Genomic DNA, 15574 nt, shown 5'->3' on the forward strand with positions numbered 1-15574 from the left:
CTTTTACCTGTCTGAAACTGTCGTCAGCGATTAGTTGGCTACAGCAGCAGCCTGCGCTTTCTTATCGGTATCTTCTGCGGTATCCAGCGTCATGCGGTACAGCTTCGGCGCGGTCAGCATCATCAGGATGGCGATCACGGCGGTAGCAATACCGATTTGCATAAATACGTGGCTATAGATGGCCAATGAAGCGTGAGCATCGTTGATGTCGCTAGGAACGGCCGTCAACCCGGCAACCTTACCGGCGATCAGTGCAGCTGCCGCGGTGGTCAGGAACCAAGAGCCCATGATAAAGCCCATCAGGCGTTGTGGTACCAGTTGCGCCACCATGGCCAGACCCAAACCGGAAATCATCAGCTCACCGATACTCTGCAACGCATAGCTCAGGATCAGCCAGTTAACGGAAACGATGCCTTGGTCATTGGCAAAGCTGGCACCCCACGGCAGCACCAGGAACGCACCCGAACACAGAATCATGCCGAAAGCGAACTTGTGTGGCATTGGCAGACGGTCGCCCATCTTGTTATACAGGGCCGCCAGAATCGGGCTGGCCAGCATGATCCAGAACGGATTCAGCGCCTGATATTGCTCAGGTTCAAATGCCAGGCCGAGAATGTTGTGCTCAACGTTGTGGATGGCAAAGAAGTTCAGAGAGGTTGGCATCTGGGCGTACAGAACGAAGAACACCACGGCTTCCAGCATCAGCAGGAAGGCAACAATCATCTTACGACGTGCAGCACCGTGCATCGCAAAGGCTTCTTTGGCGAACACAATGACGATACCAACGGAGATAATTGCCAGTGCCCAACGTGCAATCACCTGGTTATGCAACAGCCAGCTTGAAATGGCGACCAGTGCAACGACACCTACCAGCACCATCAGCAATTTCTGCATGTGCAATGGTTTAAAGTCAGGCTTGGAACCGTGTTGTTTCACCCACTTGTGGCAAACCATAAAGTTCACCAGGGTGATCAGCATACCGACCACGCTCAGTGAGAACGCGACGCTCCAACCATATTTCACTGCCAGCCATGGCGTAGCCAACATTGACAGGAAAGAACCGATGTTAACGGACATATAGTACATGGTGAATGCACCGTCCAAACGCGGGTCGTCTTTCTCATAGCAGGTTGACAGCAGGGAGGATGGGTTGGCTTTGAACAGGCCGCTACCCACGGCGATGGTTGCCATACCCAGGTACACCCAGAAAATCTCATGACCGGAATACGCCACCATGGCATAACCGACGGCTAATACCAGCGCACCCAGCACGATCACGCGCTTGGAGCCCAGCACTTTGTCCCCAAGCCAGCCGCCGATGGCGACGAAACCATAGACCAGCGCACTGAAGGAGGAGAACAGGGTAATCGAGTCGGCTTCACTCAGGCCAAGCATTTTGACCAGGTAAACTGCCATGATGCCTTGCAGGCCGTAATAACCAAAACGTTCCCAGAGTTCGATCGAGAAGATCAGGTAAAACGCCTTAGGTTGTTTGAAAGCGTTCAAACTGACGCTTTCAGGGTGTTCACTGTTGTTGTTTGCTGTTGACACTGGTACCTCTGATTTTTCACTGCCCCGTCCCAGAGAGACGAGAAATTGCAAAAGGTGATGCAGGACTGCATCCTTCTGCGTTGTTATAGGATGGGATGACGGCGGTTAATGTTCACTATCTTTGTCAACGAGGCAAGGTGTTTGTCATATCCTGTTACATATAACGTTCGCGAAGTGAAACAACCATGTTACAAATGTTATGCAGCATTAACGTTCGACTTTATTTGTTTTGCCGAGTTTTTGTTTTGATTAAAAGCTATACGTAATTTAAACAGTGATATATTCTGCTGTAATGCATTTTGATAGTTCATATCAGTAGGTGGGGTGATTAATCCATTGGATTGTTGTGCATATGGCGGGTTTTGTAAAATTATAGAAATTTAGGAAAATGGTGCTGGTGGTTGTGACGATAATGTGATCGTCAAAACGTGAAGTTTGCCGCAATTTTTGACTAAATTTTCGCTTGAAAATAAGCGGGAAGTGGGTTTTCTACTGAAATCCTCGATAACACCAAGGTTACTGCTGTTTGATATCACATTTCTGATAAAAAATAGGCTGATGGTATCGGCGTGATGAAGCATGGGCGCGATGTTGGCGCCCAACAGGATCAGGCGTCAGGATAAACCTTCTCTTTAAACTCACAGAGATCTTCAATGATGCAGGAGCCGCAGCGCGGTTTACGTGCAATGCAGGTGTAGCGGCCGTGCAGAATCAGCCAGTGATGGCAGTCAACCTTAAATTCTGCGGGTACAACCTTTAATAGCTTCTCTTCAACCAAATCGACATTCTTGCCGGGTGCGAAATTAGTGCGATTGCAGACGCGGAAGATATGGGTATCTACAGCAATGGTTGGCCAGCCAAAGGCCGTATTAAGCACCACGTTAGCGGTTTTTCGGCCAACACCGGGCAGGGCTTCCAACGCTGCGCGATCTTCAGGTACCTCACCGCCGTGCAGCTCCAGCAGCATGCGACAGGTTTTGATCACGTTCTCGGCCTTGCTGTTAAACAGGCCGATGGTCTTGATATAGTTTTTAACGCCGTCGACACCCAATGCCAGCATCGCCGCCGGCGTATTGGCGACCGGATAAAGCTTGGCGGTCGCTTTATTTACGCTGACATCGGTGGCCTGTGCGGAAAGCAGCACTGAGATCAACAGTTCAAACGGCGTGGTGTACACCAATTCGGTGGTTGGCTGTGGGTTGTTGTCGCGCAGCCGGGTAAGAATTTCCAGCCGTTTTTGCTTGTTCATTATGCTTTCTCTGCCTGTCCTTGACCCAACACTGCTTCGGTAGTTAGCGCTTTTGCCGTGCGTGCTTTCATCCGTTCATCAATCAGGTATTTTACGGCCAACAACAATCCCAAACCGATGAAGGCTCCAGGTGGCAACATGGCCAGCAGGAAAGGACTGTCGAAATGAACGACTTCAATACGCAGTACCTTGGCCCAGCTCCCCAACAACATATCGGCACCGTCAAACAGGGTACCATTGCCCAGGAGTTCGCGCATTGCGCCCAAAGTTACCATCACACCGGTGGCGCCCAGACCAATCGCCAAACCATCCAGCGCTGAAAGACCAACCGGTTTTTTAGAGGCTACGGCTTCGGCACGACCTACCACTATGCAGTTGGTGACGATCAGCGGAATAAAGATCCCCAATGACTGGTAAAGGCCAAAGGCATAGGCGTTGATCAGCATTTGCACGATGCTTACCGCCGCCGCGATGATCATCACATATATCGGGATACGCACTTCATTGGGTACCCAGCGACGCACGGCAGATATCGAGGAGTTGGTCAGTACCAGGACCAGCGTAGTCGCCAATCCCAGCCCGAGGGCATTGGTCACCGTGGAGGTGACAGCCAGCAGTGGGCACATCCCCAGCAATTGCACCAGCGCGGAGTTATTCTTCCACAACCCTTGGACAATCAGATCTTTGGCTTCACTCATTCGCTGGCTCCACAAGCAGGTAAGCTATCAAGTTTAGGCGGCAGCGTTTCCATATACAATGCCGTACGCCGAACCGCATTGACCACTGCACGTGGGGTGATGGTGGCGCCTGTGAATTGATCGAACATCCCGCCGTCTTTCTTCACTGCCCAGCGTTTATCATCCGGGCCTTCAATCTTCTTGCCGCTGAAGAACGAGATCCAGTTCGAGATACGTAATTCAATTTTATCGCCCAGTCCTGGGGTTTCGTGGTGTTCCACCACTCGCGATCCGAACACGGTGCCCGTGAAATCAGCACCGACCAAGAGTTTAATGGCACCGGAGTACCCATCTGGTGCGGTGGTTTCCAATGCGGCTGCGACGGGTTGGCCGTTCTTCCGAGCCAGATACAAGCGATGCGGGGCGCTATTACCCAATGCCGGATCGCTGACCAGAAAACACTCGGCTTGCATATTGTTATCGTAAATTTCCGGCGGTACAACTTGATCGAGCAGCGCCTTTTGCTGCAAGGCTGCCTGGTGAGCGATGGTCTTCTGCGTCAGACTATGTACCACGGCAGTCAGGCCTGTGGTTACTGCGGCAAACACCGCCAGTGTGGTGCCATGCTTCCTCATTGAACTCAGCATTATGGCTCCTTAGCGATGGCCATACACGCGAGGCTGCGTGTAGTGGTCGATGAGCGGTACGGTAATGTTGGCCAGCAGTACTGCGAAGGCAACACCGTCCGGATAGCCACCGTAAACGCGGATGAGCCACACCAGAACGCCAACCAATGCGCCATAAATAAGGCGACCTTTAGGCGTTGTCGAGGCGCTGACCGGATCGGTAGCGATAAAGAACGCGCCCAACATACTGGCACCCGAGAACAGATGAATCAGTGGTGAGGCTTGCTGCGCTGGATCAAGCCACCAGGCCAGACCGGAGCACACTGCGATGGCTGCCAGCATGCTGAAAGGGATCTGCCAATGAATCAGTCTGCGGCCAAGCATAAACAGGCCGCCAGCCAGGAAACCGAGGTTGACCCATTGCCAACCGATACCGGCGAGCGCAGCACCGAAGAGCGGTTGTTGTAATACCTGCTCGACACTATGGCCGCTGCGCAGGCCGGTTTTGAAACCGTCCAATGGCGTCGCCTGGCTGATACCATCAATGCCCATTTGCAATTCATGGATAGTGGCGCCTTGTGCAGTATGGCCACTGAAAATAGCCAGCAGAGTATCCTGGAATGACAGTGCGGTGGCACGTAACTCATCCGGCGGCAACCAACTGGTCATCTGCACCGGGAAAGCAATCAGCAATACGACATAACCCACCATTGCTGGGTTAAATGGGTTTTGCCCAAGGCCGCCATACAGCTGTTTGGCAATGACAATGGCGAAGAAAGTACCGATAACAATCATCCACCAGGGTGCCAACGGCGGCAAACTGATACCCAGTAGCAAGGCGGTTAGCAGGGCAGAGTTATCCGCCAGCCGGGTGCGTACCGGCAGTTTACGCAAGGCGAGGATGGCACCTTCCGCCAGCAGTGCGACGATCATCGCCAGAGCGGTTTGAACCAAGGTGCCATAGCCAAAAAACCATACCTGTGCGGCAACACCGGGAATGCAGGCCAACATCACCCACAGCATAATACGGCTGGTGCTTTGCTGGTTGTGGGTGAAAGGAGAGCTGGCGATGTGCAAGCCTTTGGCGGCTGTGGGTTGTACCGGCCTGAACTTCATAGAATAACTACACCTATCTTTACCGTATATTGGCAAGTTCAACGCACCTCTCAGCGGAGGCGCAGGAAAAATTATAGCGCTGCATTCTACCTGAATCACTGCAAGGGTAATACGTCTTAATTGTAGGGCTATTAAGCTTTTAGCACGGTGTGTATGCCTTGGCGTAATGGGCAAATGGCGCGATTGGATTTTTCTTGATGAAAAAACCGGGATAGCTTGGTGTGGCAATCGTTAAACAGTCGTCATCACTGACCGGCGACAGGCGATAACCTTTAGATTAGCATGGGATTTTAGACCCCATTTTTCGCACAAAATAACAACTTTTGCATAATCTATGTGGGTTATTATCCCGGGTATTATTAAGTTAGTGAATGTATATTAATGACTAATGAAGATGTATTTTTTATTGAAGAATTAATTGAGTGGGTTGAGATACATCTGGAGAAACGGCCAAACCTGGACGAAGTCGCGCGTATTTCCGGCTATTCCAAGTGGCATCTGCAACGCAAGTTCAAACGTATCACCGGTATTCAGCTTGCCACCTATATTCGCTCACGCATTTTGACGCGCGCCGCGGTCGCGTTACGTATTACCCATCGTTCTATTATCGATATTTCAGACGAACTGGGTTTCGATTCCCAGCAGACTTTCACCCGGATGTTCAAACAGCGCTTCGACACCACACCTAACCGTTATCGTTCGATGGAGCGGTGGGATGTGAAGAACCTGATGCCACGCTTTAGTTTTGATGCCAACTTTGCGGCTGATTACTACCCGGAGGTTAAGCGCCTGACTTTGCCGGACATGCAACTGGTTGGTTTCTCGCGTCAGTTGGATTTTGTCGGCGAAACGGGGATCGAACATTCGTCTTGTATGGCGATGAAAGATGAAATCTTTACCGATTTCTTCCGTGGTCTGAATGTCGATTGCCACCGGGTTTACAGTATCCACTCGGTCCGTAATCGGGGGGGCAGCGAATGTTCCACGACGCACATCATGGCGGTGGATCCTGAGAATAAAAAGGACATTTTGTCAGGTTACCATATTGATAATATCCCTATTGCCGGGCGTGAATATATCTCTATCAATCATTTAGGCACAGCGAAAGAGTGTTCGCAGTTCTTTGCTTATCTGAGTACTCACGTGATGCCGGGATTACGCCATGAGGTAAAGGGGAGCGTTGAGATGGAAATTATTCAAACCAAAGAATGGAATCAGGATTCAAAAATGCGTCAGATTGACGTTGATTACACCTATCTGATCTCTATCGATTAGGCTACACCCTTGTAAGACGGGCCACAAGTTTTGCTCAGCTAGCCTCACGACTCGCACCGTGCTACGTGCTCAAATGGCCGCCAGCGGCATTCACGAATAATTAAGGAACAGAGGCACCTTGGGTTCTGCAAGGCGCCCCTGTTCGTTACTCTTTATCCATCTCTGCTGTAGACAGACTTTGCGCCGCTTTTTTAGCTTTGACGCGGGCGATGGCTGCTGCGACTGCTGCCTTACGCGGATCCTCTTCTGGTGCTGTGGCAACGGGCTCAGACGGTGTTTCAACCGGTGCTGCCTGCTGCGCGGCTTTTTTGGCCTTGGCACGCGCGATAGCTGCTGAGACTGCGGCCTTGCGCGGATCCTCTTCTGGTGCTGTGGCAACGGGCTCGGTCGGTGCTTCAACCGGTGCTGCCTGCTGCGCGGCTTTTTTGGCCTTGGCACGCGCGATAGCCGCTGCGACTGCGGCCTTGCGCGGATCCTCTTCTGGTGCGGTGGCAACGGGCTCGGCCGGTGCTTCAACAGGTGCTGTCTGCTGCGCGGCTTTTTTGGCCTTGGCACGCGCGATGGCCGCTGCGACTGCGGCCTTGCGCGGATCCTCTTCTGGTGCGGTGGCAACGGGCTCAGACGGTGTTTCAACCGGTGCTGCCTGCTGCGCGGCTTTTTTGGCCTTGGCACGCGCGATGGCTGCTGCGACTGCTGCCTTGCGCGGATCCTCTTCTGGTGCGGTGGCAACGGACTCGGCCGGTGCTTCAACCGGTGCTACTTGCTGCGCGGCTTTTTTGGCTTTGACTCGCGCCAATGCCGCAGCTACTGCTGCTTTACGCGGGTCGTTTTCTGTCTCTGTGGCGGCTGACTCGGTGGGTGTTTCAGTCGGGTCTGCCTGTTGTGAGGCCTTTTTGGCTTTGACTCGTGCTAATGCCGCAGCCACTGCCGCTTTACGTGGGTCATCGCCTTCTGCGGCAGACGCCACAGCACTTGGTGTAGAGGTTGTTTCCTGCTGGGCACGGCGCTCACGCGCTTGTGCTTTGCGGGCTTCGCGGGCAGCGATCATTTCGCTATTATCCGGTGCGTCACCGCTGATGGTGCCGGTTGCCGGTGCGGCGTTTTTACTGCGAACGCGCGCCAGGGCAGCCTGAACTGCATCTTGATCACCGTCGGTCAGCTTCACTGCGGCCTTCTTATGGCGCTCTTCACGCGCCAGTTTTTCACGTTCCAGACGTGCCAACTTGGCTTCGTAACGCGCTTTGGCTTCGGCGGTGCGTGCAGCTTCTTGATCAATGGCTTTGATTTCAGCCTTTTCCTGGCGGTAATACTGCACCAGTGGGATATTGCTCGGGCAGACAAAAGCACAGGCGCCGCACTCGATGCAATCGAACAAATTATGATTGCGGGCTTTTTCGTGTTCTTCCCCGCGGCTGAACCAGTAAAGCTGCTGCGGCAACAAACCCGCCGGGCAGGCGTCAACGCATAAACCACAGCGAATGCAGGACTGCTCAGGCTCCTGCGGTGCCATTTCGCTGACGGAGGGGGCCAGAATACAGTTGCTGATCTTCACGATCGGCACGTTAAGCGCGGGGAGGGTGAAGCCCATCAGTGGTCCGCCCATGACGACCATTTGCTGAGCCTGCGGCTGAAAACCGGCAAAATTCAACAGGTGTTGCACTGGCGTACCAATGCGCGCCCACAGGTTGCCCGGTTGGCTCAGGGCTTCACCGGTCAGGGTCACTACACGTTCGATCAGTGGTTCGCCATCGACAATGGCGCGTTTAATCGCAAAGGCGGTGCCGACGTTCTGCATTAGCACGCCAATAGCGGAGGAGTGCTTGCCGTGCGGCACTTCCTTGCCTGTCAGGATCTTGGTGAGCTGCTTGGCGCCGCCGGAAGGGTACTTGGTCGGGATCACGCGCAGAGCGATACCAGGCTGGTCACGTAACGCAAGTTTTAACGCGTCGATCGCTTCGGGTTTATTGTCCTCGATACCGATCAGCGTGACCTTGGGTTGCAGCAGGTGGCGCAGGATCTGCGTGCCTTCGATAATTTGATCGGCATGTTCCTGCATAAGACGATCATCGGCAGTGATGTACGGTTCACATTCTGCGGCATTCAGGATCAGGGTTTCCACCCCGTTCATACCACCTTGCAGCTTGCTGGCGGTCGGGAAACCGGCGCCACCCAGCCCGGCGATACCGGCCTGATGAATGCGTTGAATCAGTTCGTTCGTTGCCAGTTGACGGTAGTCTGCCACCGGTGAGCGCTCACACCAGCGGTCTTCGCCGTCAGGCTCAATGATCACACACAGTTCCGCCAACCCTGATGGGTGAGCAGTGATATGCGGTTTGATGGCGCTAACGGTACCAGAGGTTGGGGCGTGGACGGGCACGGTGCGGCCACGACCCACGGTCAGCGGTTGACCTTTAAGTACCCGATCACCCGTTTTGACGCACAGCTCGCCTTCCGGCCCCAGATGTTGCTGAAGCGGGATAACAAAAGTATCAGGCAGTGGAGCGATACGCAGCGGCACGCCGCTGGACAGGGTCTTCATTTCCGGTGGGTGGATCCCGCCGTCGAAATCCCAAATCCGGTCTTTTTTAAAGGCGGCGAACAGATTAAGCATGTTGCTCCACGTGAATCACTTGCACCGGGATCGTCTTCATATCCCACTTCCAGTTGGCGGTAGTGGTGGCGACCGGCCTCATTTCAATACAATCGGTAGGGCACGGCGCAACGCACAGGTCGCAGCCGGTACAAAGATCGGTAATGACGGTATGCATGGCGCGAGTGGCACCGACGATCGCGTCCACCGGGCAAGCCTGAATGCACTTGGTGCAGCCAATGCAATTGGCTTCGTCAATATAGGCAATCTGACGCACGGGCTCGATAGCCGCTTCGCTGCCCAGCGGTTGCGGTTCGACATTGAGCAATTCGGCCAGTTTCAGCATCACTTGCTCGCCACCCGGGGCGCATTTGTTGATCATCTCACCGTTAGCCACGGCCTCAGCATAGGGGCGGCAACCGGGATAGCCGCACTGACCGCACTGACTCTGCGGCAGGATCTCATCGACCTGCTCGGCTACAGGGTCTTCTTCTACTTCAAAACGGCGTGCGGCAAAGCCCAGCACCAGACCGAACAACAGGCCGAGGGCGCTCAATGCTGCAATCGCAATCCATAACGCAGTCATTAGAATTTCACCAGCCCGGTAAAGCCCATAAAGGCCAATGACATCAGCCCGGCGGTGATCAGTGCGATGGAGGAACCGCGGAAGGGGGCCGGTACGTCGGCGACGGCCAAGCGTTCGCGAATCGCGGCGAACAACACCATCACCAGTGAGAAGCCTGCGGCGGCGCTGAAGCCGTAAACCGCAGACTGTAGGAAATTGTAACCGAGATTGACGTTAAGCAATGCGACGCCAAGTACCGCGCAGTTGGTCGTGATCAGCGGCAGGAAAATACCCAGAAGGCGATACAGCGCCGGACTGGTTTTGCGTACCACCATCTCGGTAAATTGCACCACGACGGCGATCACCAGAATAAATGACAGCGTGCGCAGATACACCAGATCCAACGGAACCAGGATAAAGGTGTTGATCACCCAGGCACTGACGGAGGCCAGCGTCATAACAAACGTGGTAGCCATCCCCATACCAATGGCGCTTTCCAGTTTCTTGGAAACGCCGAGGAACGGGCACAGGCCAAGAAACTTCACCAGGACGAAGTTATTCACCAGTACGGTGCCGACAAACAGGAGCAGGTATTCGGTCATTGCGATGCCTAAAAAAATAAAAGCCGCCTATTATCGGGAATTGGCGGCCTGACCACAACATAGGGATAGCAGGGTTATTGCCCTTTTTGCCCATTTTTGGCGAATATTTACACAATTATCCGCACAAAACGTGCCACAACGAAGGTTAGCGCTCGGTAAAGGTGCCTTTGACCCGTTGTGAACGCTTCATATAAGGCACCAGCAATGCCGCCATTAACAGTGGCCAGCCAAGACTGCGCACTGCCAATTCATCCGGTACCGGCGCAAAGGCGAAGGCTTTCACCGCCAGCAACACGGTAATTAATAGCCACAACAGGAATAACTTGGGGAACCGCAGTGAGCGGTGGCAGAACAACCAAAGTAGCCACAGGGTAAAGCACCACATCGCCAGTGTGGTCAGCACAGAAAAATACCACTGCATGCTAAACGCCTGGGCGTTGGTCAGCAGGTATTCGCGTGATTCCGGCATGAAAATAGCCATGGCATACAGGAGCAGCATCAGGCTGGCACTAAGCAGGGTGACGATCAGATAGGCCATCGGGGCCAGCAACCAACCGCCGATACGGGTGTATTCAGCTTGAGACATAAACGGCTTCCTGGGTAAGTCATGATTCAATGTGACAGCCGCATAGCTTAGCGGGTAATGCGGGCTTAGTCATCAATATCAAGCGGATGGTCGGGTGCGAGGCGGCAGTGCAGCACGTTTGGCTACCGGTAGGCGAGTTTGCCACCGGTAGCCGGGCGATTAATGGCGATTAAGTTGGTAGTAAACTTCGTTCCAGCGCAGCTCGTTTTTGAACGCTGGCAAGCGGGTATCCTGGTCAATCAGCAAGAACTCGATGTTATGCATTTCGGCATACAGCCGCAGCATATCGGCATCCAGCGCTTGGGAGAACACCGTGTGGTGAGCACCGCCCGCCAGGATCCAGGCTTCGGCGGCAGTCGCCAGCGTGGGTTGGGCCCGCCAAATAGCGCGTGCCACTGGCAGTTTGGGCAGTGGATGCGGTTGTTCCACCGTATCCACCTGATTGACCAACAGGCGGAAGCGATCGCCCATGTCGATCAGGCTGGCGTTGATCGCCGGGCCGGCCGGAGTAGAGAAAATCAGCCGCGCGGGGTCTGCCTTGCCACCGATACCGAGCGGTTGGATATCCAACAGCGGTTTGGCTTCTTTGGCGATCGACGGGCAGACCTCCAGCATATGCGAGCCGACCACCAGATCGTTACCTAGTTGAAAGTGGTAGGTGTAATCTTCCATAAACGAAGTACCACCGTTTAACCCATCGGCCATCACTTTCAGGATGCGCAGCAGCGCCGCAGTTTTCCAGTCGCCTTCGCCGCCAAAACCGTAGCCCTGCTGCATCAGGCGTTGTACCGCCAGTCCAGGGAGCTGTTTCATGCCGTGCAAATCTTCAAAGTTGGTGGTGAAGGCCTGGAAGTTACCCTGTTCAAGGAAGCGCTTCATGCCCAGTTCGATCCGCGCAGCATCAAGCAGGTTTTCACGCTTTGCCCCGTTGATCTTCGCGGCGTCACTGAGTACATAGCAGGTTTCATACTCTTCAATTAGCGTGTCCACATCGCCACGGCTGACTTCATTGATCACGCTGACCAGATCACCGATGCCATAAGCGTTAACCGAGTAGCCAAACTGGATCTGTGCGCCGACTTTGTCGCCGTCGGTCACCGCCACTTCACGCATGTTGTCACCAAAACGAGCCACCTTCAGTTGTTGGCTGGCCTGTTTGGCTGCGGCTGCGCGCATCCACTGGCTAATGCGCCGGTGTGCTTCGGGATCTTGCCAGTGACCGGCAATCACATTGTGCTGCTGGCGCATACGGGCGCCGATAAAGCCGAATTCACGGCCGCCGTGGGCGGTTTGGTTGAGGTTCATAAAGTCCATATCCATACTGTCCCAGGGCACCTGGGCGTTGAATTGGGTATGGAACTGCAACAGAGGTTTGTGGAGGATAGATAATCCTGCGATCCACATTTTTGCTGGTGAGAAGGTGTGTAGCCAGGCCAGTATGCCAATACATTGCGGTTGATAGTTGGCATCACGACACAGGGCGGTGATTTCATCCGGCGTGGTGACCAGCGGTTTCAGCACCAGTTTTACCGGTAAGCCGGCTTCGCGGTTGAGACTGTCCACCACCTGTTCGGCGTGTGCCTTGACCTGTTGCAGGGTTTGTGGGCCGTATAAATGTTGGCTGCCGATGGCGAACCAGACTTCCCGCTGCTTGAATGCATTCATTAAAAAAGACTCCTCTGTATTGGATATAGGCTTAATTTGCTGAACCGGAGGTCGGGGCGTAGCGCGGCTCGGCGGCCTGGCACCATTGTTGATAGCGCTGATAAAGTTGTTGGTAGTGAACGACACGCTGTGAGTCTGGCTCCAATGTGCGTTCGATACCGCAGGCCATTTGGCGCTGAGCTTCGGGCACACTGCCAAAACGGCCCGCGGCAACGGCGGCGAAGATCGCCGCACCTAATGCGCAGCACTGATCAGAGGCGACAATGTGTAGGGGTCGGTTCATTACGTCGGCGCAGACCTGCATGATCGCCGTTGACTTACGTGCGATACCCCCCAAAGCCAGCACGTTATCGACGGGAATATCCTGCTGTTCAAAGCATTCCATAATGGCGCGGGCACCAAAGGCAGTGGCGGCAATAAATCCGCCAAACAGGGTTGGCGCATCGGTACCGAGATTGATATCGGCTATCACGCCTTTCAACCGCTGGTTGGCGTAAGGGGTGCGGCGGCCGTTAAACCAGTCCAGCACCACCGGCAGATGGTCCAATGAAGGGGCCTTGGCCCAAGAGCAGGTCAGCGCCGACAGTAAGTCCGTTTCAATTTCTTGCAACTGTGGCTTCATTTCAGGGTGATTTTTCGCGGCTTCAAGCAAAGGCCAGCTCAGTAAACGACTGAACCAGGCATACATATCGCCGAAAGCTGATTGCCCGGCCTCCATGCCGATCATCCCCGGTACCACGCTGCCATCAACCTGGCCACAAATGCCTTTAATGGTACGCCCATCTGCCCGATGGCGATCGGCAATCAGGATGTCGCAGGTAGAGGTTCCAATTACTTTCACCAAGGTATAAGGCTGGGCACCTGCACCGACAGCGCCCATATGGCAGTCAAAGGCACCTCCGGACAATGCCACCGTCGGCGGCAAGCCGAGGCGCGTGGCCCATTCGGCGCTCAACGTACCGACTGGCAGGTCGGCGGTGTAACAATCCTCAAACAGTGGCCAAGGCAAGTGTTCAACCAACAACGGATCGAGCGCAGCAAAAAAAGCCTTTGGCGGCAAACCACCCCAGTCCGGGTGCCATAACGTTTTGTGCCCCACGCTACAACGCCCACGTTTTAACTGATGCGGGGCGGTGGCACCGGCAAGCAGTGCCGGTATCCAATCACACAGCTCTACCCACGAGGTGGCTGCCTGACGTACCCCGGCGTCTTGACGCGTGATATGCAGGATTTTGGCCCAGAACCACTCCGAAGAGTAAACGCCGCCAATATAGCGGGAATAGTCGGGGAACTCGCCGCTGTGGCATAAACGGTTAATAGCCTCGGCTTCTTCAATGGCGGTGTGATCCTTCCACAGAATGAACATGGCGTTCGGGTTGTCGGCAAACTCTGGCCGAAGTGCCAGCACCTGGCCCTGTTCGTCAATCGGCGCCGGTGTGGAGCCTGTTGAGTCAACGCCAATGCCAATCACCTGCAGCCGTTGCTGCGGGGTCATACGTTGTACCAGACCAACAATGGCCTGTTCCATGGCTTCAATATAGTCGAGTGGGTGATGACGGAAACGGTTCTCCGCCGCATTGCAGAATTCACCTCGTTGCCAGCGGGGATAATAAACCACCTCGGTATCCAGTTCCGCGCCGTCTTGGCAGTCAACCGCCAACACCCGCACTGAATCGCTGCCGAAGTCTAATCCCAGGGCAATAGCACCTGCCGTCATGTGTTGGCTCCTGATGTGTTAATACGCTGTGACAACGATAGGAGCCGAAGGGGTAAGCAGGTGAGGAGCCGTTAGCTGGAAGTATGCACTTTTCTGCTTCACGCAGTGGTTTTGTGATGGCTGTCATAAGTTCTTGCTTGGCGAAATTCGCTAAATATATGCACATATCTGCTGTATTCCACGGATGTGATAGCGCTCTACATTTAAGTAACAAATACCCGCTAAAACTTAAGCCGTCTTACCCCTGTCGTGGGTTGGTGCCGCGTTATATGCGACACATCGACGGCAAAAAACCTAATGATAACGTTTTCACCGCGAGCGGGTTTCGTCGCTAAAGAGAACAAAATAGCGGAGAGCATCATGCATAAATTCACTAAGGCGCTGGCGACACTGGGTCTGGCGGCCGTTATGTCACATTCAGCTATCGCCGAGACGATGAAACTGGGTTTTTTGGTCAAGCAGCCGGAGGAGCCATGGTTCCAGACGGAATGGAAATTCGCTGACAAGGCCGGAAAAGATCTCGGTTTTGAGGTGATTAAAATCGCCGTGCCGGATGGAGAAAAAACACTGAATGCTATCGACAGTTTGGCGGCGAGTGGGGCCAAGGGCTTCGTGATTTGTACGCCGGATCCGAAGCTTGGATCGGCGATCGTTGCCAAAGCGCGCAGTTATAACCTGAAAGTGATTGCCGTGGATGACCAGTTTGTCACCGCTAAAGGCAAACCTATGGACACGGTGCCATTGGTGATGATGGCCGCCACAAAAATCGGCGAACGCCAAGGGCAGGAACTGTGGAAAGAGCAGAGCAAGCGTGGCTGGAAACTGTCGGATACCGCTGTGATGGCGATCACCGCCGATGAACTGGACACTGCCCGTCGCCGTACAGGGGGTTCAATTGCTGCGCTGAAGGCTGCCGGTTTCCCCGAAAAGCAAATTTATAAGGTACCGACCAAATCTAACGATATTCCAGGGGCGTTTGACGCCGCCAACTCAATGTTGGTGCAGCATCCGGAAGTAAAAAATTGGCTGATTGTCGGTATGAATGACAACACCGTGTTGGGAGGCGTGCGCGCTACTGAAGGCCAGGGGTTCAAAGCGCCAAACGTGATCGGCATTGGTATCAATGGGGTGGATGCGGTCAGTGAATTGTCCAAGGGGCAGGCGACCGGTTTCTACGGCTCACTGCTGCCAAGCCCGGATATCCATGGTTATAAGAGCATTCAGATGTTGCATGACTGGGTGGAAAAGGGCGTAGAACCACAGAAATTCACCGAAGTGACGGATGTTGTGTTGATCACCCGTGACAACTTCAAAACCGAACTGCAGAAAAAAGGCCTGATGTAATAAGCGAGCCG

At 54.1% G+C, this 15574-nt stretch carries 13 protein-coding genes; 2 read left to right on the forward strand and 11 right to left on the reverse strand.

The window, feature by feature from the left end; genetic code table 11:
• Nucleotides 1–30 precede the first annotated feature (30 nt).
• The 5 genes from dtpA to rsxD form a co-directional block, all read right to left on the reverse strand.
• Complete coding sequence (dtpA, locus tag SGBXF1_RS11225) at nt 31–1551, reverse strand: dipeptide/tripeptide permease DtpA (protein ID WP_037418787.1); 1521 nt, start codon at nt 1549–1551, stop codon at nt 31–33.
• A 607-nt stretch (nt 1552–2158) separates the two neighbouring features.
• The gene (nth, locus tag SGBXF1_RS11230) at nt 2159–2800 is read right to left on the reverse strand and encodes an endonuclease III (protein WP_061807531.1); all 642 of its coding nucleotides are present in this window, start codon (nt 2798–2800) and stop codon (nt 2159–2161) included.
• Nucleotides 2800–3498, reverse strand: a complete 699-nt coding sequence (locus SGBXF1_RS11235; protein WP_037418793.1) for an electron transport complex subunit E — start codon at nt 3496–3498, stop codon at nt 2800–2802. The genes nth and SGBXF1_RS11235 overlap by 1 nt, the downstream gene beginning before the upstream one ends.
• Nucleotides 3495–4124, reverse strand: a complete 630-nt coding sequence (gene rsxG, locus SGBXF1_RS11240) for an electron transport complex subunit RsxG (protein ID WP_186428380.1) — start codon at nt 4122–4124, stop codon at nt 3495–3497. Before rsxG ends, SGBXF1_RS11235 begins: the two co-directional genes overlap by 4 nt.
• A gap of 9 nt (nt 4125–4133) precedes the next feature.
• The gene (gene rsxD / locus SGBXF1_RS11245) at nt 4134–5219 is read right to left on the reverse strand and encodes an electron transport complex subunit RsxD (protein ID WP_037418799.1); all 1086 of its coding nucleotides are present in this window, start codon (nt 5217–5219) and stop codon (nt 4134–4136) included.
• 381 nt (nt 5220–5600) lie between these two features.
• Here rsxD and SGBXF1_RS11250 point away from each other — a divergent pair, with 381 nt between their 5' ends.
• A complete protein-coding gene (locus SGBXF1_RS11250) occupies nt 5601–6494 on the forward strand; it encodes a helix-turn-helix domain-containing protein (protein WP_061807529.1) in 894 nt (297 codons plus the stop codon).
• A gap of 145 nt (nt 6495–6639) precedes the next feature.
• On the opposite strand, the gene rsxC is transcribed toward SGBXF1_RS11250, so the two are convergent.
• The 6 genes from rsxC to SGBXF1_RS11280 all read right to left on the reverse strand — a co-directional run bounded on the left by rsxC (nt 6640) and on the right by SGBXF1_RS11280 (nt 14219).
• Nucleotides 6640–9105, reverse strand: coding sequence for an electron transport complex subunit RsxC (gene rsxC / locus SGBXF1_RS11255; protein WP_186428381.1), 2466 nt, complete (start codon nt 9103–9105; stop codon nt 6640–6642).
• Nucleotides 9098–9670, reverse strand: a complete 573-nt coding sequence (gene rsxB / locus SGBXF1_RS11260) for an electron transport complex subunit RsxB (RefSeq protein ID WP_037414757.1) — start codon at nt 9668–9670, stop codon at nt 9098–9100. The genes rsxC and rsxB overlap by 8 nt, the downstream gene beginning before the upstream one ends.
• Complete coding sequence (rsxA, locus tag SGBXF1_RS11265) at nt 9670–10251, reverse strand: electron transport complex subunit RsxA (RefSeq protein WP_004938443.1); 582 nt, start codon at nt 10249–10251, stop codon at nt 9670–9672. Before rsxA ends, rsxB begins: the two co-directional genes overlap by 1 nt.
• 145 nt (nt 10252–10396) lie before the next feature.
• Nucleotides 10397–10837, reverse strand: a complete 441-nt coding sequence (locus tag SGBXF1_RS11270) for a DUF2569 domain-containing protein (RefSeq protein ID WP_037414760.1) — start codon at nt 10835–10837, stop codon at nt 10397–10399.
• Between the two features lie 159 nt (nt 10838–10996).
• Complete coding sequence (gene araA / locus SGBXF1_RS11275; RefSeq protein WP_186428382.1) at nt 10997–12502, reverse strand: L-arabinose isomerase; 1506 nt, start codon at nt 12500–12502, stop codon at nt 10997–10999.
• 31 nt (nt 12503–12533) lie between these two features.
• Entirely contained in the window at nt 12534–14219 is a 1686-nt protein-coding gene (locus tag SGBXF1_RS11280; protein WP_186428383.1) for a ribulokinase, read from the reverse strand.
• Nucleotides 14220–14579: 360 nt separating this feature from the next.
• Here SGBXF1_RS11280 and SGBXF1_RS11285 point away from each other — a divergent pair, with 360 nt between their 5' ends.
• On the forward strand, nt 14580–15563 hold the full coding sequence (locus SGBXF1_RS11285; protein WP_037414770.1) for an arabinose ABC transporter substrate-binding protein: 984 nt from the start codon (nt 14580–14582) through the stop codon (nt 15561–15563).
• Nucleotides 15564–15574 lie beyond the last annotated feature (11 nt).

Origin of the sequence: Serratia grimesii, assembly GCF_900186025.1 — a bacterium.
GTDB lineage: Bacteria > Pseudomonadota > Gammaproteobacteria > Enterobacterales > Enterobacteriaceae > Serratia > Serratia grimesii.